This is a genomic window from Kaistella soli, from assembly GCF_019038595.1.
GTDB classification, from domain to species: Bacteria; Bacteroidota; Bacteroidia; order Flavobacteriales; family Weeksellaceae; genus Kaistella; species Kaistella soli.
In genome coordinates this window covers 244,579-269,604 of record NZ_JAHOPF010000004.1, presented here as the reverse complement: position 1 = coordinate 269,604, position 25,026 = coordinate 244,579, and the positions used below count along the sequence as shown (strand labels likewise).

The 25,026-nt window shown below is 38.0% G+C and carries 24 protein-coding genes and 2 tRNA genes; 17 read left to right on the top strand and 9 right to left on the bottom strand.

The genetic code is table 11. From position 1 onward, the window contains the following. Nucleotides 1-110 precede the first annotated feature (110 nt). Nucleotides 111-689 (top strand): HupE/UreJ family protein, encoded by a 579-nt coding sequence (locus KSK37_RS09380; protein WP_088359432.1) that lies wholly within the window; start codon nt 111-113, stop codon nt 687-689. 82 nt (nt 690-771) lie between these two features. Continuing rightward, nucleotides 772-3,144 (top strand): M1 family metallopeptidase, encoded by a 2,373-nt coding sequence (locus KSK37_RS09375; RefSeq protein ID WP_217201051.1) that lies wholly within the window; start codon nt 772-774, stop codon nt 3,142-3,144. Nucleotides 3,145-3,178: 34 nt separating this feature from the next. Here KSK37_RS09375 and KSK37_RS09370 read toward each other — a convergent pair whose 3' ends face one another. From KSK37_RS09370 to KSK37_RS09360, 3 genes are read right to left on the bottom strand one after another with little or no spacing between them, the layout of a single operon-like run. Next, the gene (locus KSK37_RS09370) at nt 3,179-3,637 is read right to left on the bottom strand and encodes a hypothetical protein (protein WP_088358855.1); all 459 of its coding nucleotides are present in this window, start codon (nt 3,635-3,637) and stop codon (nt 3,179-3,181) included. Continuing rightward, nucleotides 3,638-4,018, bottom strand: a complete 381-nt coding sequence (locus KSK37_RS09365) for a RidA family protein (protein WP_217201049.1) — start codon at nt 4,016-4,018, stop codon at nt 3,638-3,640. Between the two features lie 54 nt (nt 4,019-4,072). Further along, the gene (locus tag KSK37_RS09360) at nt 4,073-6,664 is read right to left on the bottom strand and encodes a putative LPS assembly protein LptD (RefSeq protein WP_217201046.1); all 2,592 of its coding nucleotides are present in this window, start codon (nt 6,662-6,664) and stop codon (nt 4,073-4,075) included. Nucleotides 6,665-6,719: 55 nt separating this feature from the next. On the opposite strand from KSK37_RS09360, the gene KSK37_RS09355 reads away from it, so the two are divergent. From KSK37_RS09355 to KSK37_RS09320, 8 genes are all read left to right on the top strand, one after another. Beyond that, a complete protein-coding gene (locus KSK37_RS09355; RefSeq protein ID WP_217201044.1) occupies nt 6,720-8,006 on the top strand; it encodes an N-acetylmuramoyl-L-alanine amidase in 1,287 nt (428 codons plus the stop codon). A 60-nt stretch (nt 8,007-8,066) separates the two neighbouring features. Further along, nucleotides 8,067-8,138, top strand: a tRNA-Glu gene (locus tag KSK37_RS09350). An 89-nt stretch (nt 8,139-8,227) separates the two neighbouring features. Beyond that, complete coding sequence (gene rpsT, locus KSK37_RS09345; RefSeq protein WP_088358851.1) at nt 8,228-8,482, top strand: 30S ribosomal protein S20; 255 nt, start codon at nt 8,228-8,230, stop codon at nt 8,480-8,482. Between the two features lie 18 nt (nt 8,483-8,500). Next, nucleotides 8,501-8,572: transfer RNA gene (locus tag KSK37_RS09340), tRNA-Glu, on the top strand. A 67-nt stretch (nt 8,573-8,639) separates the two neighbouring features. Beyond that, nucleotides 8,640-9,053, top strand: a complete 414-nt coding sequence (locus KSK37_RS09335; protein WP_088358850.1) for a type II 3-dehydroquinate dehydratase — start codon at nt 8,640-8,642, stop codon at nt 9,051-9,053. A gap of 59 nt (nt 9,054-9,112) precedes the next feature. After that, nucleotides 9,113-9,412 (top strand): hypothetical protein, encoded by a 300-nt coding sequence (locus tag KSK37_RS09330; protein WP_217201042.1) that lies wholly within the window; start codon nt 9,113-9,115, stop codon nt 9,410-9,412. A gap of 35 nt (nt 9,413-9,447) precedes the next feature. Beyond that, a complete protein-coding gene (locus KSK37_RS09325; protein WP_217201040.1) occupies nt 9,448-10,479 on the top strand; it encodes an alpha-amylase family glycosyl hydrolase in 1,032 nt (343 codons plus the stop codon). Nucleotides 10,480-10,507: 28 nt separating this feature from the next. Continuing rightward, entirely contained in the window at nt 10,508-10,990 is a 483-nt protein-coding gene (locus KSK37_RS09320; protein WP_217201039.1) for a hypothetical protein, read from the top strand. Nucleotide 10,991: 1 nt separating this feature from the next. Here the strand turns inward: KSK37_RS09320 and KSK37_RS09315 are convergent, their stop codons facing one another. Both KSK37_RS09315 and KSK37_RS09310 read right to left on the bottom strand, forming a co-directional pair. Beyond that, nucleotides 10,992-12,827 (bottom strand): monovalent cation:proton antiporter-2 (CPA2) family protein, encoded by a 1,836-nt coding sequence (locus KSK37_RS09315; RefSeq protein ID WP_217201037.1) that lies wholly within the window; start codon nt 12,825-12,827, stop codon nt 10,992-10,994. Further along, the gene (locus KSK37_RS09310) at nt 12,824-13,345 is read right to left on the bottom strand and encodes an NAD(P)H-dependent oxidoreductase (protein ID WP_217201035.1); all 522 of its coding nucleotides are present in this window, start codon (nt 13,343-13,345) and stop codon (nt 12,824-12,826) included. The genes KSK37_RS09315 and KSK37_RS09310 overlap by 4 nt, the downstream gene beginning before the upstream one ends. A gap of 79 nt (nt 13,346-13,424) precedes the next feature. Here KSK37_RS09310 and KSK37_RS09305 point away from each other — a divergent pair, with 79 nt between their 5' ends. Beyond that, the gene (locus KSK37_RS09305) at nt 13,425-14,576 is read left to right on the top strand and encodes a hypothetical protein (protein ID WP_217201033.1); all 1,152 of its coding nucleotides are present in this window, start codon (nt 13,425-13,427) and stop codon (nt 14,574-14,576) included. A gap of 23 nt (nt 14,577-14,599) precedes the next feature. On the opposite strand, the gene recJ is transcribed toward KSK37_RS09305, so the two are convergent. Together recJ and KSK37_RS09295 are read right to left on the bottom strand one after the other, a co-directional pair. Further along, on the bottom strand, nt 14,600-16,309 hold the full coding sequence (gene recJ, locus KSK37_RS09300) for a single-stranded-DNA-specific exonuclease RecJ (protein ID WP_217201031.1): 1,710 nt from the start codon (nt 16,307-16,309) through the stop codon (nt 14,600-14,602). A 204-nt stretch (nt 16,310-16,513) separates the two neighbouring features. Further along, the gene (locus KSK37_RS09295) at nt 16,514-18,136 is read right to left on the bottom strand and encodes an ABC-F family ATP-binding cassette domain-containing protein (RefSeq protein ID WP_217201029.1); all 1,623 of its coding nucleotides are present in this window, start codon (nt 18,134-18,136) and stop codon (nt 16,514-16,516) included. Between the two features lie 165 nt (nt 18,137-18,301). On the opposite strand from KSK37_RS09295, the gene smpB reads away from it, so the two are divergent. From smpB to KSK37_RS09280, 3 genes are all read left to right on the top strand, one after another. Beyond that, entirely contained in the window at nt 18,302-18,760 is a 459-nt protein-coding gene (smpB, locus tag KSK37_RS09290) for an SsrA-binding protein SmpB (protein ID WP_217201026.1), read from the top strand. Between the two features lie 77 nt (nt 18,761-18,837). After that, nucleotides 18,838-20,307, top strand: coding sequence for an OmpA family protein (locus tag KSK37_RS09285; protein ID WP_217201024.1), 1,470 nt, complete (start codon nt 18,838-18,840; stop codon nt 20,305-20,307). A gap of 95 nt (nt 20,308-20,402) precedes the next feature. After that, nucleotides 20,403-21,143: a YebC/PmpR family DNA-binding transcriptional regulator gene (locus tag KSK37_RS09280; RefSeq protein WP_217201022.1), complete on the top strand. Its 741-nt coding sequence runs from the start codon at nt 20,403-20,405 to the stop codon at nt 21,141-21,143. A 61-nt stretch (nt 21,144-21,204) separates the two neighbouring features. On the opposite strand, the gene KSK37_RS09275 is transcribed toward KSK37_RS09280, so the two are convergent. Further along, nucleotides 21,205-21,495, bottom strand: a complete 291-nt coding sequence (locus KSK37_RS09275) for a GNAT family N-acetyltransferase (protein ID WP_217201020.1) — start codon at nt 21,493-21,495, stop codon at nt 21,205-21,207. A gap of 39 nt (nt 21,496-21,534) precedes the next feature. After that, nucleotides 21,535-22,287: an RDD family protein gene (locus KSK37_RS09270; RefSeq protein WP_217201018.1), complete on the bottom strand. Its 753-nt coding sequence runs from the start codon at nt 22,285-22,287 to the stop codon at nt 21,535-21,537. Between the two features lie 22 nt (nt 22,288-22,309). On the opposite strand from KSK37_RS09270, the gene KSK37_RS09265 reads away from it, so the two are divergent. Genes KSK37_RS09265 through KSK37_RS09255 form a run of 3 tightly spaced genes read left to right on the top strand, consistent with a single transcriptional unit; the run spans nt 22,310 to nt 25,026 of the window. Continuing rightward, nucleotides 22,310-23,317, top strand: a complete 1,008-nt coding sequence (locus KSK37_RS09265; protein ID WP_217201016.1) for a stage II sporulation protein M — start codon at nt 22,310-22,312, stop codon at nt 23,315-23,317. Further along, on the top strand, nt 23,274-24,239 hold the full coding sequence (locus KSK37_RS09260; RefSeq protein WP_246566407.1) for a DUF4013 domain-containing protein: 966 nt from the start codon (nt 23,274-23,276) through the stop codon (nt 24,237-24,239). Before KSK37_RS09265 ends, KSK37_RS09260 begins: the two co-directional genes overlap by 44 nt. Continuing rightward, complete coding sequence (locus tag KSK37_RS09255; protein ID WP_217201014.1) at nt 24,229-25,026, top strand: DUF4129 domain-containing protein; 798 nt, start codon at nt 24,229-24,231, stop codon at nt 25,024-25,026. Before KSK37_RS09260 ends, KSK37_RS09255 begins: the two co-directional genes overlap by 11 nt.

Below are 25,026 nucleotides of genomic sequence, written 5' to 3'. Positions count from 1 at the left end.
CATACTGAAAAATAGACTTCCTGTTTATAGATGAGTATTCATCTTCCTTATTTTTAAACAAAGTTAAATTAAATTTTGTATTATCGTGCCGCTTAAAAAATATGCAGTACATGAACGATTTTTTATTTTACTTGAATTTGGGTTGGGAACATATTATTTCCCTGGATGCTTTGGACCATCAGCTGTTTGTTTTGGTGTTGGTTGCAATTTTTGCGGTGAAAGACTGGAAGAAAATACTTTGGATCGTCACCGCCTTCACCATAGGTCATTCCATTACTTTGGCGTTAAGTGTTTTTGATATTGTGCGTGCGCCGGCAAAATGGGTTGAGTTTTTGATTCCGTTAACCATCGTGATTACTGCTTTAGACAATATTTTAATGCGGAACAGACACAACAGCCTGATGCGGATGAATTATTATCTCGCGCTGTTTTTCGGACTTATTCACGGGATGGGATTTGCCAATACTGCAAGAATGATGATGGCGGGTGAACAGCATATTTTTGTCCCGCTTTTAGGATTTAATATTGGTTTAGAATTGGGGCAGATTGCTGTAGTCGTCATTATTTTGGCAGTGCATTTTCTTTTGTCGGCACTCTTCAGACTTAATAAAAAAGACTGGATTCTTTTTGTATCGTCAGGCGTTTTTGCCCTTGCCCTAAAAATGACTTTGGAACGAATTCCATTTTAAAAAGTTAATTTCCTTATTTATAACGAGTTTTCTGTAACGATTTATTAGTTTTGAAGACTATTAGCTTAAACATTCTATACGTATGAAATTTAAATCCATCGTTTTATCCCTTTTTATTCCTTTGGGAATGTTTGCTCAGGATATCCAGAACAATCCGAAAAGCAACCACGGTAATAAATTCGAACAGCTTGGCACCATTCTGCCGACTCCCAATTTTTACAGAACCGCTTCCGGCGCACCAGGCCAGGGATATTGGCAAAACAGGGCAGATTATGATATCTCCGCCTACCTGGATGAGGATAAAAGAAATCTGAAAGGTTCCGAAACGGTAACTTACTACAATAATTCTCCGGATGACTTAGAATATCTATGGCTGCAGCTGGATGAAAACGAGCAGTCTTCAGTGAAGAGTGCCGGCTATGATGATTCTTCATTTATTCCGAAAATCTCAAATACAGAACGTTTAAAAATTACCGATTTACCTGAAAAAAATAATGGCTATGGTGTCAATCTGGAAAAAGTCACCGATGCTTCAGGAAATCCGCTCAAATACATCGTAAACAAAACGATGATGCGAATCGATTTGCCTAAAGTTCTCAAAAAGGGCGAAACATTCAGGTTTAAAATCGACTGGAATTATAATATCCCGAACCGTATCGCCATGGGCGGAAGAGGCGGTTACGAGAACTTCCCGGAAGACGGCAACGATCTATATACGATTACCCAATGGTTTCCGAGAATGTGTGTCTACAGCGATTTCAAAGGCTGGCAGAATAACCAGTTTACCGGAAGAGGCGAATTCGCTTTGGTTTTCGGAAACTATAAAGTGACCATGAACGTTCCTGCAGATCATATTATTGCTGCAACAGGCGTTGGAAAAAATTATGATAAAGTGCTTACCGCAGCGCAGCTTGCAAGATGGAACAAAGCGCAGACGTCCAGCGAACCTGTGGAAATTGTAACCTTGGAAGAAGCAAAAAAAGCGGAAAAAAGCAAATCCAAAGAAAGAAAAACCTGGATTTTCGAAGCAGAAAACGTGAGAGATTTCGCCTGGACTTCCTCCAGAAAGTTCATTTGGGACGGTATGAAAGTTACCATCCCAGAAAACAACAATCAGGTAATGGCGATGAGTTTATATCCGAAAGAAGCCTATAATCTTTACCGTAAATTTTCGACAAAGGCGGTAGCTCACACAATAAAAACCTATTCAGAATTTACAGTTCCTTATCCCTATCCTGTTGCCCAGTCGATTGAGGCGGCGAATGGGATGGAATATCCGATGATCTGTTTCAATTACGGAAGAACCGAGAAAGACGGAACATATTCTGAAGGAATCAAAAACGGAATGATCGGTGTGATTATTCACGAGGTAGGACATAATTTCTTCCCGATGATTATCAACTCGGACGAAAGACAGTGGAGCTGGATGGATGAAGGGTTAAATACTTTTGTTGAATATTTGACAGAGGAGAAATGGGATAACAAATTCCCGTCCAGAAGAGGCCCGGCTCATACGATTGTTGATTATATGAAACTGCCGAAAGATCAGCTGGAACCGATAATGACCAACTCCGAAAATATCATTCAGTTTGGACCAAACGCTTATTCAAAACCGGCAACAGGTTTGAATATTTTAAGAGAAACGATCATGGGACGCGAACTTTTTGATAATGCTTTTAAGACGTATGCAAAAAGATGGGCGTTCAAACATCCCGAACCGGCAGATTTTTTCAGAACGATGAACGATGCAAGTGCGGAAAACCTTGATTGGTTCTGGCGCGGATGGTTCTACGGAATCGATCCTGTGGATATTTCTATTGATAAAGTAACCGTTGCGACTCCGGACCTGGATGCTGAACCGAAAGCCCGTGAAATCAATTACACGGTTGATAAACCCCAACAGAATGATTTTGAGGATATCTCGAAAATCAGAAACAGAAACGATAAAAACATCCAGTTTTATACCGATAAAGACAAAGAAACTCAGGATTTCTACTGGAGATACAACCGCGGAATGGAGAAGGTGGATGACACCAAAAAATATTCAATGAAGATTGAGAATATGGAAAAAGTTCCGGCAAAGGAAAAAGCTAAACTGCAGGATATTTATGCCTATCAGATTGATTTCAGCAACAAAGGAGGTTTGGTAATGCCTATTATTCTTGAATTCACTTTTGAAGACGGAACAAAACTCAATGATAAATCTTCAGCGCAGATCTGGAGAAAAAACGAACAGAAAGTTTCCAAAACATATTATTTCACTAAAAAATTAAAATCTATTCAGCTTGATCCTATGAAGGAAACTGCAGATATTGATACCTCGAATAATTTTTGGGGAGACATGCCGGCACCAACTTCTAAGTTTGAGGTGTTCAAGCAGAAAAGCGGTGATGCTGCAAGAGGTGCTGCCCAAGGCAAAGTAAATCCGATGCAGGTTGCCGGAAAGAAAAATTAAGTTCACCAAATTATGACCACAAAAAAAACGCAACTTATAAAGCTGCGTTTTTTTCTTTTAGTCTGCGGGCAATTTTCTTTTTCCGTTCGTAAATGACTTCTGTAATTTTCCCTCCGATCCAAGAAAAAGGGAAGAAGGTAAGAAAGATCAAAATTTTATAAAAAGTAGGGTGGTAAGGAAAGATAATAATATCGAGCATCGCAATAAACAGCAGAATAAAGCCTATTAAAATAGCGTAAGCTACTTTGGCATATTTTACCAGTATTGCGGTCACCACGCCGCCCACTGTTGCAGCAATTCCGGATGAAATAAGCAACGCTACAAAAAAGTAGGGCTTGTGCTCCATTGATTGCAAAAGGGTTTCCCAATGCTGAAAAGGAGCATAATCTTCATAGGTAATCCATGAGGAATTCAGTCTTACACCAAGAGAAATAATGAGTGCTGCCGTCGCAAGACCTACAAAAACCGCAAAAGTATTTCGGAGAAAATTCATTTAAAACTGATGTGCAATCATTGAAATTTCGATATCTACATTTTTCGGTAAGCAAGAAACCTGCACCGTTTCTCTGGCTGGATAACTTTCCGCATCAAGATAAGAGGCATAAATGTCATTCATCACCGCAAAATCATCCATGTTTTTAAGAAAAATAGTTGCTTTTACTACGTTTTTAAAATTCATTCCGGCTTCGTTTAATATCGCTTCAAGGTTTTTCATCACCTGATGGGTTTCTTTTTCAATACCTTCCACGAGCTTTCCTGTCTCAGAATTCACCGGAATCTGTCCCGAAATATAAAGTATTCCGTTTGCAAAATTCGCCTGGGAATAAGGACCAATGGCTGCAGGTGCTTTAGGGGTAGAGATTATCTTTTTCATTTGATTATTAATTTAGGCAAATATAAAACTAATGTTTAATTCTTTAAAATGATTTTAGAAAGGTGCGTTCGGCTGAGTGAAACTTCGGTCTTTGTATTTCACGGCATCTCTCAGGATATTGGCTTTGATTCCGATAAAAAAATCGTACACTTTATATTGCCCGTAAGGGATCCAGTTGAAATTGATCGTGAAACTTCTCTGATCTCTCGAAAAACCTAACTGGGTATTGGCAATTTCTTTCGTGATTACGTCATAATAAAGGTTCCCGGTAATGTTCCAGAATGGCGTAAGCTTGATGCTTCCGTCCAAACCAACAGAGGCAACTTTGTTTCCAAAGCGTGTTAAGCTTCTCGTATAGCCGTATTGCGCATTGATGTTCAGAGTCCATGGCTGGGAAAACTGCGAATAATTATCATCATCAAAATAATAGTTTTCGTTTCGGATCTCGCCTTTTTTATGGTATTTTTTAGAAATCTCCTCTTTATCTTTTTTCTCAAATATTGCACTGCTTAAAGGGTAAGAAAGCTGCGCGTTAAAGCCCTGAATACTGAAATGACCGAAATTATTGGTTCGTATTCCGATATCTTCACCCGGTGCGAAAATAATCTGATACGGTTCCAGCGTTAAGCCTGTATTTAAATTCAGTTTGTCAAATAAAGTGGTTTGCCCACTGAACGTGAACATCGACCATTTGTAAACGGGAGCCGCAAAATTATAATTGGTGTTGAAATTTAAGCTTTCGAAAATCTTAATTTTTTTTATGCCGGTGGAATCTTTTTTAGATTTCACTTTCATTTCCAGATTGTTATTGATGGAAAAACTCATTGCCTGAACAAGACCTGAATTTGGGGAGCCCACAATTCCTTTATCAAAAATGGAATATTGCGTCATCTCTCCGCGGTCGTTAAAATAGTTTTTATAGTATCCAAAACCGGGAGCCGAAAAATCCGGAGAATAGGTAAACCCAATTTGCGGTGTCATCATGTGACGGATGGCCTGTATGCCTGAGTTTTTCTTGAAATTCAGCATTCCGTAAAGCACTGTCTGCAGACTTGCACTCGTTGAAAATGAAGAATATCCGGCGATTTTTTTATTGAGAATATCGTCAACCGTATTCGTTAATGGGTTGTAATTCCGGGTTAGCGTTTTAGTCGTTAAGGCATTGTCGATATTTGCAGAAAGTGAAAACGTAAAATATTTCGCGATGGTGGTATTTGTTCCCAGTGCGATATTGTTTTTAACGCCGGTCTGCATTTTGTCCCACATTGGTTTTCTGAAAAGTTCGCCTTCATTGGTTTGCACGTAGTTGTTCAGGTTTAATCCTGTATTTACCGTAATGTTTTCCAAAAGCCCCTGTCTGATGCCTGTTTTGGGTTTAAATAAGTAGAATTGGTTAATTGCAACATTCAGCACCGGAAGTTTTAAATCAGCCAGACCGGTAGAGAAATTCTGCGAATAGGAAGAAGTTCCGGTAATGGTGATAGGAAGCGTCAGAAACCTTTTTACCACACTTACACTGGAGTTCTGCTGTGCGTTAAGATTATTCTGGTTAAATGCGTAATTATTGTTGACCGTGTTATTGTAAAATTTATTACTCACCACATCCACTGATGCTGAAAAAGTGAGGAAAGGATTTGCTTTGGAGTCCTGCTGATGTCTCCAGGCAATCCGGTAAGTTCCGGTTTTTGAATAATCTGAAAGCCCTTTTATTCCGCGGATTGTGGTTCCTATGTCGGCAGAAAAATTCCCGGTGTACTTATAATTCTTTTTGTAATTCACTTCAGGCCTGAGATTCCAGCTTCCTTTCGTGTAAATGTCCGTAAGGATTTTCAGGTCGAAATGTTCACCAATCGGCTGATAATACCCGAGTGCATTCAGGAAAAAACCTACATCTTCACGTTCACCAAAACTTGGAATCAGGATACCCGCACTTCTTTTATCAGAAAACGGCAAAATTGCAAACGGCATAATAAGCGGAGTAGGAACCTGCTCAATATACATCTGTATCGGGCCGGTGATCACCTGCGATTTGTCTTTGCCTTTTATTAATTTAATATTCGGAGCAAGAAGGTAATAATCTGCGATGGTGTCTTTTTTCTTGATGAAATACTCATCGGTGGTGTATTTGCCTCTCCGCATAAAGAAAACGGAATCGTTGTATTTCTTGGTTTTTTCAGCTACAATTACACCTTCACTTTCTTCAGTTCTTGCATTGAAAGCGATGGCCTGACGGGTTTTGATGTTATATGTAAATTCGTCGTATTCGTAGGTTTTTCCTCCCTGTGTGGCCAAGGCCGGATTTTTTATTTTGCCTAAAGAATCAAGCTCGCCTCTGGCGAAAATCAGCGATTTGTCCCAGTCAATGGAAATATAGTCTGCATCAATCTGCATATCCTGATATTTTACCTGTGCTTTTTTGTTGAGGTAAGTCATCTTTTTCGGGATATCATTCCTGATGTTATCAGCCTTTGTTTGTACCACAGCCTCAAGCTGTTCCTTCTTCAGAACAACGGTGTCAGACTTGCGTATAGTATCGTTAACTATCTTATTTTCAGACAAATTTTGAGCATTGGAATGTGCTAAAAAACTGTTAAAAATTAGGATAATTAGAATATGTAATATATTTTTGAAGCCGGTTTTGCCCAAAGCGATAATTTCTGTAATTTGTGGTCAAAATTAGCATAATTTTTAAAATCTAAAGATGATTACCTATAGTTTTTCTTTCAAAAGATATTTTTTATTCCTTTTCATGCTGTTATTCACGTTTAGTGGTGCTCAGAAAAAATTTACCATTGTTTTGGATGCAGGTCACGGCGGATCCGACCACGGGGCAAACCGTTATTACAGCGAATACGGTACTTTGCGCGAAAAGGATATCACGCTTTCTGTCGTATTGAAATTAGGACGGATGCTGGAGAAAGACAAAGATTTTAAAGTAATCTATACCAGAAAAATAGACGAATACCCGTCATTAACGGACAGGACGACCCTCGCAAACAGAAGTAAAGCAGATTTATTTGTCTCGGTTCACGTTAATGCAAACACTAAAACTACACCTTACGGTACTGAGACCTTTGTGCAGGGGCCTGATCAGAATAAAACCAACCTTGAAGTCGCAAAAGCGGAAAACGATGTGATTTATCTGGATGAAAAAGACCGGGAGATGTTTGCATCTTATGATCCAAAATCGCCGGAGTCTTTAATCGCACTGAAAATTCAGCAAAGTAAATATCTGGAAAGCAGTTTGCTTTTCGGAAGTTTTGTAGAAGGGAATTTCGAGAAGAAAGATAAAAGGTATTCGCGCGGGGTAAAACAGCAAAACCTCCACGTTCTCCGGCTGAATGCGATGCCGTCAGTTTTGATCGAAACAGGATTTATCAGTAATTATGATGACGCAATGTATCTGGCTTCAGACAACGGACAGAGCGAAATAGCCACAAGCATCTATGACGCGATCATCAGCTATAAAAAAGCAATTGAAAGAAATACTGCGACCGTGGTAAAGGCTGAACCAGAAAAACCTGAAGAAAAGCCGCTTAAAAACGATTTCAGAATTCTGCTGATGTCTACACCAACCAAATACGCAGGCAGTGACCCGGCTTTAAAAGGATTAAATTATATTCTGCCGATCAAAGAGAACGGAATGTATAAATACTACTACGGAACCACTAATTTGGCTTCTGTACGCGACAATAATTTAAAAACAGCAAAAGATGCAGGTTTCCGGAACGCGACCTCCATATCATTTGTTCCCAACCAGAATCTTGGCATAGGCTATTACACGCTGGAACTGGCAGTAACGGACCAGAAATTAAGTTCTAACTCCTACATGCTTAATACGTTGAAGGACGTAAACCGCGTTAAAGAGAACGGCAAATTCTACTATACTTATGGCAAATTTACGAGTCTGGAGGAGGCTCTGAAGGCGAGGAAAAACCTCGAGGATAAGGGTGTAAAAGATGCGGTAGTTGAAAAAAAGTTAAAATAATTTTGGGCAAGTGTTGCAGGATTAAAACTTAATTTCTATTTTTGCAGTCCTCAAAACAAAGGCCTATTCGTCTAGTGGTAAGGACTCAAGATTTTCATTCTTGCAACAGGGGTTCGATTCCCTTATAGGCTACAAAGAATGAAAGTTTTTGAAAAAAAATAAAGAAATTATTTGGTAATTAAAAAAAGATATCTATCTTTGCACCCAAGTTTTTAGAAGATATGGCAAATCATAAATCAGCTCTGAAAAGAATCAGACAAAGCGAAAAGAAAAGATTAAGAAACAGATACTATCACAAGACTGCTAGAACAGCTTTGAAAGTATTGAGAAATGAAGAAGATAAGCAAGCTGCAACTGAACAGTTGCCACAAGTAATCTCTTTGTTGGATAAATTGGTGAAGAAAAACATCATTCACAAAAACAAAGCGGCAAACTTAAAAAGCAAGTTGACTAAGCACGTTAATAAATTAGCGTAAACTTATAAAAAGACGCACGGCCCGTTCGTCTATCGGTTAGGACCTCAGGTTTTCATCCTGGTAAGAGGGGTTCGACTCCCCTACGGGCTACTAAACTTCCGAAATTAATTTTTCGGAAGTTTTTTTATGTTTATATTTGAGGAGTTTTATACACCTTATGAAAATCCTTATCATTAACGGCCCTAACCTCAATCTCCTCGGAACCCGTGAACCTGAAATCTACGGAAATGTTTCCATGGAGGTGTATCTCCAAAATCTTCAGAATGAGTTTCCCCATCACCAAATCAGCTGTTTTCAATCGAACATTGAAGGTGAAATAATCAACCGGATTCAGGAAGATGATTTTGATGCGCTCGTGATCAATCCCGGCGCTTTTACCCATTATTCTTACGCAATTGCCGACTGTTTGAAAAATATTTCAAAACCTAAAGCCGAAGTTCATATCAGTAATATTTACAAAAGGGAAGAGTTCCGCCAGAAATCTGTAACCGCGGCTCATACTGACGGCGTTTTAAGCGGGTTCGGAATGAACGGTTACCGTTTGGCGGTTATCAGTTTTCAAGCGGATTAATTTTGCTTTTTCGGGATTGTATTTCATAACAGCTTTGTATCTGATCTAAAAATTTTATCATGAAAAACTCTGCTCTTGTTTTGCTTTTACTTCTAAGTTTCAGTTTTTTTAAAACCCAAACCAAAGATATCCGTTACCAGCCAAAAGAATATGTGGAGATTACGCATACGGAGTGGAGTAAAAACGCTACTATTTATGAGGTGAATGTCCGCCAGTATACTCAGGAAGGTACTTTTAAAGCGTTTGAAAAGCATTTGCCGCGTCTGAAAAAGATGGGTGTAGACATTATCTGGCTTATGCCGATTCACCCGATTGGAGAAAAGAACAGAAAAGGAACATTGGGAAGTTATTATTCGTGAAGGATTTTCTTGGGATTAATCCCGAATTTGGTACCATGACAGATTTTAAAAATCTGGTCGACAAAATTCATGCTATGGGAATGTATGTCATTATCGATTGGGTCGGAAACCATTCTGCATGGGATAATCCTTTAACAATACAGCATCCCGATTGGTACACCAAAACCCGCGCAGGAAACTTCCAGCCAACGCCGTGGTATGACTGGGATGATGTGATCGATTTCGATTATGACAACCCGGATTTCAGAAAATACATGACTGATGCACTGAAGTTCTGGGTGAAAGAAGCCAATATTGACGGCTACCGAGCCGACGTTGCCGGATTTATTCCGGTTGATTTCTGGGAAAACGCAAGAAAAGAGCTTGATGAAATAAAACCCGTATTCATGCTGGCTGAATGGGAAAGCAGAGATCTTTACAAAAAATCATTTGATATGACGTATTCCTGGAGTTTATGGGATAAACTGCGGGAAGCCGTTAATCACCAAAAACTCGGCGGTCTTGTAGAATATCTGTCTCATGATGTAAACTCAGTTCCACATAACGCTTACCGAATGACTTTTACCGATAACCACGATAAAAATTCCTGGGAAGGAAATCCTTACCTTAATTTTGGTGACGGTCTGAAAACTGCTATCGTAATGACGGGTGTAGTCAACGGAATGCCGCTTTGCTACAGCGGTCAGGAAGCGGGACTTAACAGAAGTCTTAAGTTTTTTGACAAAGATCCTATCGAATGGAAAGCCAACGAAAATACAGAACTCTTTACCAAACTTTTCCATTTGAAACATGCCAATCAGGCATTGTGGAACGGCAAATATGGCGGCGAAATGATAAGAGTGGTGAACGATCATCAGGATAAAATCATTTCTTTTTACAGAGAAAAAAATAATGACGCAGTTTTTCCTGTTCTGAATTTTTCTGACCAAACAGTTGAGGTCAATCTGAATACCGCATATTTTCAGGGAAAATACCGCGAACTTTTCACGGGAAAAATTTATAATATTAAAGATAAAACCAATATCAAACTTTTGCCGTGGTCTTATCTCGTTTTAGTTAAGGAATGATTCTTGTTCACAGTCAATAAAAATTGATATGAAAAACATACTTCCTTTTCTCATTTATGCTGTTTTAATTTCGTGTACTAAGGAAAAAGAAACCGTAACCGATCATAAAATTTCTGACAGTAGAAGTTTAGCAGCTGACAGTACCGAAATTCCCAATATTGAAAATCCTGATTATTCTGGCGTTTTTGAAATTACTCCACAGAATGTAAGTTCAGGGAAAGGAAGAGCGGTTTTCGTCCAGAACGGTAAAACGCTGTTTTTTTTCGATCAGAATTCAAATAAAGGAAATATTAAAATTGACGGGAAAGATTATGATTTAGACCGTTTTGATTTTAATGAAAATAACTATTCACTTTACGGAAACGGTGTTGAAATTGAAGCTGTAAACGGAGATTTCAAAAGCGGAACGGGCGACTGTGTTGCCGGAGATTTCCCTGAAGTGAAAGTTACTGTAAACGGCAAAACACTGAATCTTACCAATATCAATGTTCAGGATTGCCCGAATTATTGATTTAAATATCTTCATTATCACTCCACTGTGATTCATCGAAAGACTGGCTGTCCTCGGCAAGAAGTTCTGCTTCCCGTTCCAGTGATTCGTTCACGGTAAAAGAAACTTTATCTTTTAACTGTTCCTTCGCGAGTTTTCGGACCATCGCTTTGTCAATCATCATGAATCTTTTGCCAAGTCTTCTCGCCGCATAAGAACGCATGCCTGTGGCTTTCAAAATATCTACAGCCATATCAACAGCGGTTCCTAAAGTTTCCCTGTAAATGTTATCAACTCCATTATTGTAAAAATCGTAAGCGTCCAGCCGGTTTTTCGCGCGGACAAAAATTTTAAGCTGCGGGAAGTTTTTACGTGCATATTCCAGGATCAGTTTGTTTTTCTCCGGATTATCCAGGCATAAAATAAGCAGATCAGCTGTTTCCGCACCGGCAGACCGGAGAATTCCAGGTTTGGTAGCATCTCCGAAATATACTTTAAAGCGGTTTGATTTCAATAAATTCACCCTTTGGGAATCATTGTCAAGTACAGTTGCCTGAATTCCGTTTACGTGGAGCAATCTCCCCACAGTGCTTCCGAAATGGCCAAAACCTACAATAATTATTTTTCTTTTTTTAATGGGCTCAGAGTCATCAGATAAATCTTCTTCAACAGTCATGAATTTAGGTTCCAGAAACTTTTCATTGATGATTAAAACTATTGGAGTAACACACATCGAAATGGCGGTTATCGCCATAAGCTGCGCATTTAATTGAGGATTGAGTAAATATAAATTGGTGGAATAATTAATCAGTACGAAAGCAAACTCCCCAATCTGTGACAGCGCGAAAGCGACAAGAAAATTCTGATCGGTTTTCAGTCCGAAGAATTTACCGATACCTAAAAGCACCATGAATTTGATCAGTAACACCACAACGGTCGTGGTAAAAATAAACATCGGATCCTGCATGATCACATAAAAATTGATGGTCGCGCCAACACTCACAAAAAATACTGCCAAAAGCAAACCTTTGAACGGCTCGATCTGGCTTTCCAATTCATGACGGAATTCGCTGTTTGCCAACATTACGCCGGCCAAAAATGCTCCCAGTGCCGGACTTAAACCCGCGGAAGCCATTAGTTCTGAGACTCCGATAATTAAAAATAGTGAAGATGCAGTAAGAAGCTCGTTCATTCCGGACCGGGAAACATAACGCAGAAACGGAACGAAAATAAATTTCCCTAAAAAAATAAGCAGCAGAACTCCCAGAATAATGGAAAAAGGCTGCAGCCAATCCGGTAAATACTGTAAAAGCAGCTGGTGCTCATGATCTTCAGGTCTTTTCGCCAGTACAGGAAGGAGTGCTAAAATAGGAATCACCGAAATATCCTGAAAAAGTAAAATGGAAAATGACGATTCGCCAGCTTCCGTACGGAAAATGTTTTTCTCTTTTAAAGTCTGCAAAACAATTGCGGTGGAGGAAAGCGCAAAACATACAGCAGCCACCAATGCATGATCCGGCCGCCAATCTGCTAAATAGAAAACCAGAAATAGGGCAGTCATCGTGATCAACATTTGACTTAAACCCATCCCTAAAATTTTCTTCCTGATTTTCCAGAATTTTTTCGGCTCCATTTCTAATCCGACTAAGAAAAGAAGCATTACCACTCCAAATTCGGTCGCATGCATAATGTCATCAGAATCTCTTCCTGTCAGTTTCAGCCCGAAAGGTCCGATGATAATTCCGCCAAGAATAAATCCAATAACCGAACTCAGCCCCAGCTTGCGAACCAGAGGAACCATAATTATTGCTGCCCCCAGAAAAATAAGGGTCGTCATCGCAAGAGAGTTCTCCGTCATGGAATCTGCAGTGTTTTTTTGATTTCTTCTGAGTTTTTTTTGAGTTCAGCTTCTTTTAAATCATCAGCATCGTGTATGGCAATAATTTCTTTTACTTCGATACTGTTTACCTTTAAAGAAAGTGTCAGCGGTTTCATTAGATCCGGGATCGTAGTTTCATAAAGACCTTTTTCTGAATAATTATCTTTCTTTCCTCCAACGGTTACAATAATAACAGCGTCTTTGTTTAAAAGCGGATGGTCATCTTCGGAAGTCCAATTCATATCGAAGACTTCATCGATCCAAAGCTTAAGAAGCGGCGGAAGACCAAACCAAATAAGGGGAAAATGAAAAATCAGCCTTTCAAAATCTTTAATTCTTTTTCTTTCCCGGAAAGTCGCGATATGAAAATCCGGATATTCTTCGTATAAATCTTTGAAATGTAAATTGTCAATTCCTTCATATGCCTTTACTAACTCTACATTTGCGGTAGAATATTCGTAATAGGGATGTGCAAAAATTACCAGCGTTTTTTTCAAAGACTGAAGTTTGTATAAAATTAGCGAAAAAAATAAAAGCATATTGCTTCTCAAAAAAAATAATTCTTATTTTTGAGAGATGAAGGCAGTAAAAGTCGTTTCTGACGATCACGTTAAAGAATTTCTGAATTTCCCCTCCAAACTTTTTTCTAAAGACACAAATTATATCCGGCCGCTAGATCAGGATGTTGAAGCAGTCTTTAATCCTGTAAAAAATAAATTTTTCCGTTCCGGTGAATGTGAAAGATTTCTCTTTACAAATGAGAGAAATGAAACCGTGGGTAAAATTGCTGTCTTCATCAGTAAAAAATATAAGCAGAAACAGCCGACCGGAGGTTTTGGTTTTTTCGACTGTATAAATGATCAGGAAACGGCCAATTTTATTTTTGATTTTGTTAAAAATTGGCTTCAGGACAAAGGTATGGAAGCGATGGACGGACCAATTAATTTCGGTGAGCGGGACAAATTCTGGGGCCTTCTAATAGAAGGTTTTTCCGAGCCGCTTTACGGAATGAATTATAATCCTCATTATTATAAGGAACTTTTTGAGAATTACGGATTTCAGATTTATTTCAACCAATTGTGTTTTGGAAGAAAAATTCATGATGAAGTGGCTGAAAATTTTATCCAGATGCATGAAAGAATTTCGAAAAACAAAGAGATTTCAGCAAGGAGAATGAAAGTTCAGCAGCTTGAAAAATTTGCAGCTGATTTTACTGAAATTTATAACAAAGCATGGGCAAATCATGGCGAAGGAAAACAAATTTCAAATGCGCAGACCCTAAAAATCTTTAAAACTTTGAAGCCGGTAATCAATGAGCATATTTCCTGGTTTGTGTATGAAAATGAAAAGCCGATCGCGATGTGGATGAATATTCCGGATCTGAACCAATGGTTCAAATATTTAGATGGGAAATTCGGACTTTGGCAGAAACTGAAATTCCTTTTGGTGAAGAAATTCCGAAAGAATAAAAAAATGGTAGGTTTGGTTTTTGGCGTTATTCCTGAATGGCAAAAAAAGGGAATTGATGGGTTTATGATTTGGGAAGGTACAAGACATTTCAGAAAAACGACAGCTTTTGAAGATTACGAAATGCAGTGGATTGGCGATTTTAATCCAAAAATGATGAAAATTGCGGAGAATTTAGAAACCGAAGTCACCAGAAAACTGGCAACTTACCGATATCTTTTCGACCGTAATAAAAAATTTGAGAGACATAAAATGCTTTAAATCTCAAAACAATAACGAGGGTTTTAGTTGAACTTGACGTCGCGGATATTCAGGAAATAAGTGACATTTCCTTTCCAGTGATTTTCTTCCGCGGTGAACGCAATATCGAAAGTTTTCTCCCGGAACTGTTCGGCATACTTGCCTAATTTAAAACCGATACATTCGATATTTCTGCCTGTAGACTCCTGTCGGATATAAAATTTAATATGGCTTCCGTCTTTTCCCATCGTTTTTACATAGCCTGCAACTTTCTGGTTTTTCAGGACCAGAACCGGTTTCATATTGTGTGGCCCGAAAGGTGCAAGTTTTCGGTGGAAATTAAAGAAATCCTTGTTCAGTTCATCAATTTCAACTTCTGAATCGATCGTAACACTAGGTTCTTTCTGGTGTTCCCTGATTTTTTCTGCAACTACTTTCTCGAACTTTTCACGGAACATGTCAAATTTGTCTTTTTCCATGGAAAGTCCTGCAGCAGCGGGGTGGCCGCCAAACTTGAGAAAGAGTTCTGAGCAGTTTTCAAGAGCGTCGTGTACATCAAAATCGGCTACAGAACGTGCCGAAGCTACCATTTCACCATTATTGCCGTCGGTGAAAACCAAAGTAGGTTTGTAATAAGTTTCGATAAGTCTTGATGCTACAATTCCAATTACTCCTTTATTCCAGCTGGAGCCGTAAACCACAGTGGTGAAATTCTGAAGCTGGCCGGTTTCTTCAACCTGTAAAAGTGCTTCGGTAGTGCTGCTCATATCCATTTCTCTTCTGGAATCATTGAGCGTAATAATGTCGTTGACAATCTGATGAGCCTGTTTCAGATTATCCGAAACCATCAATTCCACCGCCGCTTTTCCATGGGAAATTCTTCCTGCAGCATTTATTTTTGGGGCGATTTCAAAAACGATATTTGATATTTCAAAAGTGGCCAGTTTATCTTCCGGAATAAGCATTCGTAGACCCAGATTTCTTGATTTTCTTAAAATCTTTAAACCCTGTTTTGCCAAAACTCTGTTTTCGCCGGTCATCGAAACGATATCTGCAGCAATAGAAATGGCCAGTAAATCGGTAAGTTCGAAAAGTTCGGCTTCGGGAATTTTATAGATGGTATTTAATCCCTGGCAAAGTTTAAAGCCTACGCCACAACCAGAAAGTTCCTTGAAAGGATATCTGCAGTCTTTTCTTTTCGGATCCAAAACCGCCACCGCATTCGGAATTTCATCTCCCGGTAAATGGTGATCACAGATAATAAAATCTACATTTAAGCTCTTTCCATATTCAATTTTATCGAGAGCCTTGATGCCGCAATCCAAAGCGATGATTACCGAAAAGCCGTTTTCTTTGGCAAAATCGATACCTTCGGTGGAAATTCCGTACCCTTCAGAATTTCTGTCCGGAATGTAATAATCAAGATATTTTTTATCAACAATTTTACTTAAATAAAGATACATTAAGGCAACGGCAGTGGTTCCGTCTACATCGTAATCGCCATAAACAAGTATTTTCTCCCCGTTTTCGATTGCAGTTGCAATTCGGTCTACGGCAAGCTGCATGTCCTTCATTAAGAACGGGTTATGAATGTCGTTGAGATTGGGCTTAAAAAACTCTCTTGCCTTTTGATAGTTATCAATACCGCGAAGGACGAGAATTTTGGATTCAAAAGTTCCAAAACCAAGTGATGAACTGATTCCGTCCACAATATCTTCATCCGGTTCCGGTTTGTAAATCCATTTTTGACTCATAATGATACAAAAATAGAGATTTTTTTTGGATTTCTCAGGAGGTTTAAAACTGCTGACTCTGCTGTAATTTTAATTAAATCCAGTTTAAGAAACAGAGGTGTAACTAAAAATTAAAATATAACAGTGACAGTTTTTGGTGAGAAGAATAGCTGAAAAAAACCGCTCAATTTCTTGAACGGTTTATTATTTATTTTAGCTTTTGACTTAAGAATACATCTGCCTCTGCAGTTCTTTTATTTTCTTGTCGGCTAAATATTCGTCATAAGACATTTCTCTGTCGATAATTCCTTTTGGAGTAAGTTCGATGATTCTGTTACAGACGGTTTCTAGCATTTCGTGGTCATGAGATGCTAATAAAAGCGTTCCTTTGAAATTGGTTAAAGAGTTGTTCAAAGTGGTGATACTCTCTAGATCTAGGTGATTTGTAGGTTCGTCAAGCAAAAGAACGTTTGCTCTCTGCAGCATCATTCTCGAAAACATGCAACGCATTTTTTCTCCTCCTGAAAGAACTTTGCATGATTTCAAAGCTTCATCTCCGGAGAAAAGCATTTTCCCTAAAAATCCTCTCATGTATTCTTCATGACGCTCTTCATCATTTTTCGTGTACTGGCGCAACCAATCTACCAAATTGATGTCTTCCTGAAAGAAATCGGTATTATCAAGTGGCATATAAGACTGATTGGTGGTAATCCCCCAGTTGAAACTTCCTTTATCCGGCTGAGCTTTTCCGCCTAAAATCTCGAAAAATTCGGTAATTGCCAAGCTGTTTTTAGAAAGAACAGCGATCTTGTCGCCTTTTTTCAAATTCAAATCGATATTCGAAAATAAAAGTTCGCCGTCTTTTGTTTTTTCTAAATCTTTTACCTCTAAAATTTGATCTCCCGCTTCACGTTCGGTGTCGAAAATGATTGCAGGATATCTTCTTGAAGACGGTTTGATATCATCGATATTCAGTTTGTCGATCATCTTTTTTCTTGCAGTTGCCTGTTTTGCTTTTGCAACGTTGGAAGAGAACCGTGCGATGAAATCCTGAAGTTCCTTTTTCTTTTCTTCTGCTTTTTTATTCGCCTGCTGACGCTGTCTTGTAGCCAACTGAGATGCCTGATACCAGAATGAGTAGTTTCCTGTATAAAGGTTTAATTTAGAATAATCTAAATCCGCAATATTCGTACAAACAGTGTCTAAGAAGTGACGGTCGTGAGATACAACGATTACAGTATTTTCGTAATCCGCAAGGAAATCTTCTAACCAGGAGATGGTTTCAATATCCAGGTCATTGGTAGGTTCATCGAGAATCAATACATCCGGATTGCCAAATAATGCCTGCGCCAGAAGAACTTTTACCTTATTTTGGTTTTCAAGCTCGCTCATCATCTGATAGTGCATATCGTCTTTGATTCCGACATTGGAAAGCATCGTCATTGCATCAGACTCTGAGTTCCATCCACCCATCTCATCGTAAATAACACCCAGTTCTCCGGCTTTGATTCCATCGGCGTCAGAAAAATCTTCTTTGGCATATAGCGCATCCATTTCTTCTTTGATGTCGAAGAGTTTTTTATTACCTCTCAATACAGTTTCAAGCACGGTGAAATTGTCATAAGCAAAGTGATCCTGCTCCAAAACTGACATTCTTTTACCGGGCTCCAATGACACTGAGCCTGTTGTTGGATCCTGTTTTCCTGTTAATATTTTAAGGAAGGTGGATTTTCCGGCACCGTTCGCGCCGATAATTCCGTAGCAGTTTCCTTTAGTAAACATAATGTTCACTTCATCGAAAAGCACTCTTTTACCGAATTGTAATGATAAATTAGATACTGTTAACATATAGTTTTGTAAATTTGGCGCAAAAATACGAAAAGAAATCGGGTTTTTTGTGCAATTTTATATTCAGAAGATTCTACAAATTACACGATGAAAAAAATTATGATAATATTTCGTTAATAGTTCGAAAAATTAACAAATTAAAAAAGCAGGGAATCTGCTGTAAAAATGAAGATAGAAAAAACAATAAATATTTTTAATAAAAGAGCCCGGTTTGAGTACGAGATACTTGAAGAAATCGAGGCTGGGATGGTACTTACAGGAACTGAAATAAAATCTCTACGGTCTTCAAAAGCGAGTATAACTGAGTCGTTCTGTCAGTTTATTGATGGGGAATTATATGTGATAAATATGATGATTGATGAATATAAATTGGGAACTTTTTATAATCATAAAACAAAAAGGGAACGAAAGTTGCTGTTGCACAAAAGAGAGTTGCATAAGTTTGAAAAAAAACTAAAAGATGCCGGCAATACAATTATTCCCTTGAAACTGTATATTAACGACAAAGGGAAAGCCAAAATCCTTATTGCACTTGGAAGAGGTAAAAAACTCTTTGATAAACGGGAAAGCATAAAAGACAGAGAAAACAAAAGGAACCTTGACCGTATATTAAAGAAAAGTTAAAAAATCACTTAAATTCTTTGTTTATAACGAAAAATTATATTTATTTTGCATTATCAATTATTTAATCATTTAATTCTATGAAAAATCTAAAATTAGGAATTTCAGCATTGGCACTTACTGTAGCCTCTACTGTTTTCGCTCAGACGACCAGCAATCCGTGGTTAATCGGTGTTGGTGCTCACGGAGTAAATCACGTTGCTGCTGGAGGACAAGTTGGAGATGTATTATCAACTTCTTTCGGAGGTAACGGAGGAAAATTGTATAATATCAACAATTTTACTATTACACCACCACTTTCCAAACTTACAGTTGCAAGAAATTTGAACAAGTATTTGGTTCTTGACTGGCAAACTTCCGTAGGGAATGTTGACAATCAAAGGATCGGTATGGGAAAAGAATTTTTCCTAATGACTGGTTTAGGTCTTCAATTTAAAGTAAACAGCCTTTGGAATGAAGATTCTTGGTTTGACCCATACTTAAGAGTTGGTGCCAACTATATGAGACATGATTATTCAGGTGTTACTTTCCCTTTGACAGATGTTAACGGTAAATATTATGCAGGATTCTCTGGTGAACCATCTACCCAAAGAAGAAAAGATCACTTTACTCTTTCTACAGGTATCGGATCTAACTTCTGGATCACTAAAAACTTCGGTTTAGGAGTTCAGGGTGATTATGTGTCAACTCCAATTGATAAATCTGACGTTGCTAACTTTTTCCAAGCATCTGCTTCATTATTGTTTAGATTTGGAAATACAGACAGAGATAAAGACGGTATCCTAGATAAAGACGATTTATGTCCAGATACTCCAGGATTAGCAGAATTCCAAGGTTGTCCTGATACTGATGGAGACGGAATTCCAGACAAAGATGATCAGTGTCCAGATGTTGCTGGTCCAAAAGAAAACAATGGTTGTCCTTGGCCAGATACTGACGGAGACGGAGTATTAGACAAAGATGATGCTTGTCCAGATGTTGCTGGTCCAGCTGAAAACAATGGTTGTCCTTGGCCAGATACTGACGGAGACGGAGTATTAGACAAAGATGATGCTTGTCCTACAGTTCCAGGTCTTGCTCAATACAATGGTTGTCCAAAACCTAAATCTGTAACAGCTACTGAAGTAGAAACTGAATTGAAAAACATTTATTTCGATTTCAACAAAGCTACAATCAAAGCTGAGTCAGGTCCAAGATTAGACGCTGCTGCAAAAATTATCAAAACAGACCGTGGTAACTATTTATTAGAAGGTCAAACTGATAAAAAAGGTTCAGAAGCTTATAACTTAGATTTATCAAGAAGAAGAGCACAATCTGTAGTAGCTGCATTAGATGCTAGAGGTGTAGATGCAAGTGATCTTAAATCTATCGGTGTTGGTGAAGCTAAAGCTGTAGTTCCTGAAACTGCTACTGATGCGGAAAGACAACAAGACAGAAAAGTAGTTGTAAGAGCTATCGAAGATGCTACAGAATGGGCAACTTATCAGAAATCTGATGTTCCTGTGAAAAAAGCAGCTGTAAAAAAAGCTCCAGCTAAAAAGAAAAAATAATTAATTATTTTTCTAAATAAATAAACGCTCTCAGTAATGGGAGCGTTTTTTTGATATAAATTCATTATTTTTGCAGTCATAAATTCATTAAAATTATGGGACGCGCATTCGAATATAGAAAAGCTTCAAAAATGGCCCGTTGGGATAAGATGGCCAAAACGTTTTCAAAAATTGGAAAAGATATTGCCCTAGCTGTGAAAGCCGGCGGAACTGATCAGGATACTAACCCCGCTCTTCGCCGATGCATTCAGAATGCAAAAGGTGCCAATATGCCGAAAGATAATGTAGAACGTGCGATCAAAAAAGCAAGCGGTGCTGACGCAGAAAACTATGAAGAAATTACCTACGAAGGTTATGGCCAGGGCGGTGTTGCTTTTTTTGTAGAATGTACGACAAACAATCCGACAAGAACCGTTGCAAACGTAAGAGCTATCTTCAATAAATTTGATGGAAACTTGGGTAAGAACGGAGAACTGGCATTTATTTTCGACCGGAAAGGAATCTTCTCTATCGATAAATCTTCAATTAAAATGGACTGGGATGATTTTGAAATGGAAATGATTGATGGCGGAGCCGAAGATGTTGAAAGTGATGATGAAGAGGTAATGATTACAACTGCATTCGAAGACTTCGGTACCCTTTCCCACAAACTGGATGATTTGGGTATTGAAGTTAAAAGTGCCGAATTGCAGAGAATTGCCAATAATACAAAAGAAGTAAGCGAAGACCAGTTCAAAGCAAATATGAAAATGCTCGACCGTTTTGAAGAAGATGACGATGTGCAGAATGTTTTCCATAATATGGAAATCACCGATGAATTAATGGAAAGTATTTAATTCGCAGTATCTCTAAAAAAATAAAAAAAAACTCAAAGCTAATCTTTGAGTTTTTTTTGTTTTATTGCGGGAGCAAAATGTCATCCACATCATTCATACGGTTCATCACTGACCGTGCATAAGAACAGTGCGGATAAATTTTCCAGTTATTTTCCCTAGCGAATTTTATTCCTTCTTCCACCAGGTATTTTCCCATACCCCGACCTTCAAATTTTGGATGAACCAACACGAATGAAATAATCAGTTTGCTGTCTTCAGGGAAAATAGTGTAGGTAAGTCTTCCGATTTCCTCTTCATCGTTGTTCAGGGTAATTACTCCGCCGTTTCCGGATTGTTTATTTTCGTATTTCATATCTTTTCTTTTTTTGGATATTTAAATATACTGAAAATTTTAATGATCCTTCCCGGTGTAAAAGTTATAGTCTTTAATGATGACATTAATAAACTGCCTTTCGGTTAATTTTACCGAGTCTGGTTCTAACTTCAGTATTTCCTTAATTTTATTAGAAAGCTTGGAGATTACCTGTCTGTCGTCAATTTTAAGGGCCTTCTGGTAATTTTCTTTTATGATCCTCATATCGTTGTCGGAAAGTGCAATAACCTGCGGAAAAACAGGCTTATAATCTTCCTTAAGGTTCTCAAGAATCGTATGTGAAATATTGACGTTGCTTTTCAGCGAAATAACTGCGGTACCAGCAGCCATATCTCCTAAGCGCTGGTTGTTTTTAGAAACAATCATGCTTACTAAACCAATAATTCCTGAATTTGAAAAAACATCAATGAGACGGAAAAACCAGCGCATCAGATAATCCCCGAAACTTGCCTGAAAACCGTCAATTTTTACCACCTTGATTTTCATTAGTTTCTTCCCAAAAGTCTGCCCTTCCATCAAACTTTCGCACACCACAGTGTAGATATGAATTGGGAAAGTTAGAATAATTATAACTGCCGCTGAGGACCAATTATCAAGCTGGTCCAGCACCTTTCCTAAATTTACTATCCGGAAGAAGGTAAAATACATCACCAGCAAATAAGCAGCTTTTATTAAAATATCAATAATAAAAGCTATAATTCGTTCGCCAATACTCGCAGTATTGAAATTAATATTTACATTTTGTGAAGTATTTATAGCGATGAGCGACATATTTTTATTATTTTAGCTTCGTATGAGAGAGGTTGCATTTATAAAGCAAAATAAAGAAAAATGGTTGGGAATTGAACGCGTAATTGAGGGAAAAGTAAAAAAAAATCCTGATGATCTTTCGTCCATGTATATTAACTTGGTGAATGATCTTTCCTTCTCGCAAACTTACTACCCAAAAAGCAAAACCACAGTTTATCTTAACAATCTTTCCTCGCTCATCTTCCAGAAAATTTATAAAACCAAAAGAGCAGAACAGAACAGGTTATTTTATTTTTTTAAGACTGAAGTGCCTCTGCTTGTATATCAGTACAGGAGATATCTGTATTATGCGTTTGCTTTTTTCGTCCTCTTTACTTTAATAGGTGTTATTTCGGCGTATTATGATAAGGAATTTGTAAAAATAATTCTGGGTGAAGAGTATGTAAACAAAACCATTGAAAATATCCAAAAAGGGAACGCTGTCGGGGTTTATCAGCAGGGATCTAATTGGGGAAGCACTATTGCAATTACTTTCAATAATCTGAAAGTTGGAGCTGTTCTTTTTATTTACGGAATTTTTGGCGGCGTAGGAACGTTATTCGCGTTGCTGCAGAATTGCATTATGTTGGGTTCTTTCCAGTATTTTTTTCACGAGCATGGCGCATTGAAGGAAAGTGCAAAAGGCATCTGGGTTCATGGTGTTTTCGAAATCTTCAGCATGGTGGTAGAGGCAGGTGCGGGATTAATCTTGGGTGCATCCATTTTGTTTCCGAAGACTTATTCGCGTTTCAATTCATTTAAAATTGGGTTTAGAGATGCTTTCAAAATATTTTTAAGTACCGTTCCATTTACTATAATTGCAGGAATTCTCGAAGGATATGTTACAAGATATGCACTGCAGATGCCGGCAATTATCAACGTCATGCTCATCTTTGGAACCCTTTCTGTTATTGGTTTTTATTATTTTATTTATCCATATATTGTTTCAGCAAAAACACAATTAAATCATGCAGTTTTACCAGAAAAGGAACTTCGGAACCATCGTCAGTGATACTTTCACTTTTTTTAAAGAAAACGGAAAAAATTACTTCAAAAATTATATTTTCATCAACGGGCTACTGCTGATTTTAATGGTAGTGATTTTTGTTTTTGGCTATCGCGAATTATTTTCTCAGATCTTGGGATCGAATACAGGAGGTCAAAATTATTACTTTCAGGCGTATTTTGAGGAGAACAGATTCATGCTTGCATTAGTATCCGTATTGGTTTTTATTCTCTTTTTGCTGGTTACAGCTGTTTCCTATTCTTATCCAATTCTCTATTTAAAAAGGCTGAGTGAAACAGGAAATAAAGACATAAAAGCTGACGAGTTGCTTAGAGATCTTAAAAACAATTCCGGAAGATTTTTAAAACTTTTCCTCGGATTAGTTTTTGTAGTGACGCCTTTGGCGATGCTGGTTGTTGGGATTTCTTATGTTTTAGTTTTCTTATTAATAGGATTTTTTCTCCTTATTTTGGTGATGCCGACCTTAATGAATGTCGTGAATTTTTTAATGTTTGATTATTTCCATACACGAAAGGGTTTTTTTGAATCTTTGAGTTATGCCTTACGGTCTCAGTTTTCTTATCCGAACACCAATGAAAAATCACCTTTCTGGAAATACTGGGGATCAACCGTAATCATGTATTTAATTATCCAGGTAATTGTTTCTGTTTTCACTGCAATTCCGATGATTTTCATCTTTGTGAAAATATATACCATTCAGCAAGGTAGCGGAGTGCAGGAAAATCCACTCGCGGGCCCTATGGGAATTTTGTTTTTCGTAATTTATGGCGTGTCGCTTTTGGTGTCATTTTTAATGATGAATTTTCTTTTTGTAAGCTCAGGATTACAGTATTATGACAGCAGAACAGATCTTCACAGGAAAGTGGGATTTACAGAAATTGATACCATTGGCACCTATGAAGGGTAGATTCTTTATTTTATTTTTCTTAATTACATTCACCGTCGGATTTTCTCAGAAAGGGAAAATCCCGACTTCGCCAGTCGCTGAACTTATCGATTCAGCTTCCGTTTCCTTTGATGATGAAATGATTTCCACCGATTCTGTTTTAAAACTCCGTCAACCTACAGATAATCTTATTTTTCCTAAAACCTTTCGGCCAAAATTTCAATCCAGCTATCAGGGTGAAGAATTCGATTATACTACGGTAAAACCCAGAGAATCTCTATGGCAAAAGATGGAGAAATTAATTAGAAGGATTGTCGAAGCGGTTTTTGGAGATATTGATCCGAATAGAACTTCCGATTATGCCGGAAACATCTTGCGTTTCTTTGCCATCGTCATTATCGGATTTGTTCTTTACTTCTTGATCCGGTTTTTATTGAAAAAGGACGGAAATTTCTTTTTCAGCAAAAAGAACAGAAAGGTGGACGTTGCAAGTCAGGATCTTCATGAAAACATCCACGAAATTAATTTCCCTGAGACGATTGATTCCTTTGAAAAACAAAAAGATTACCGTTCGGCAGTGCGTTACCGGTTTCTATTGGCACTGAAAAATTTAGCTGACAAAAAACTCATCGTCTGGAATCCTGAAAAAACAAACAGAGATTATTTTGCAGAACTGAAAAATGCAGGCATAAAAGACAGTTTCAGAGAGCTGGTTTATATTTTCGATTACGTTTGGTATGGCGAATTCGAAATTAATGAAGACAACTATAATCATTTTAAAGAGAAATTTTTAAAATTTAAAGCTTAG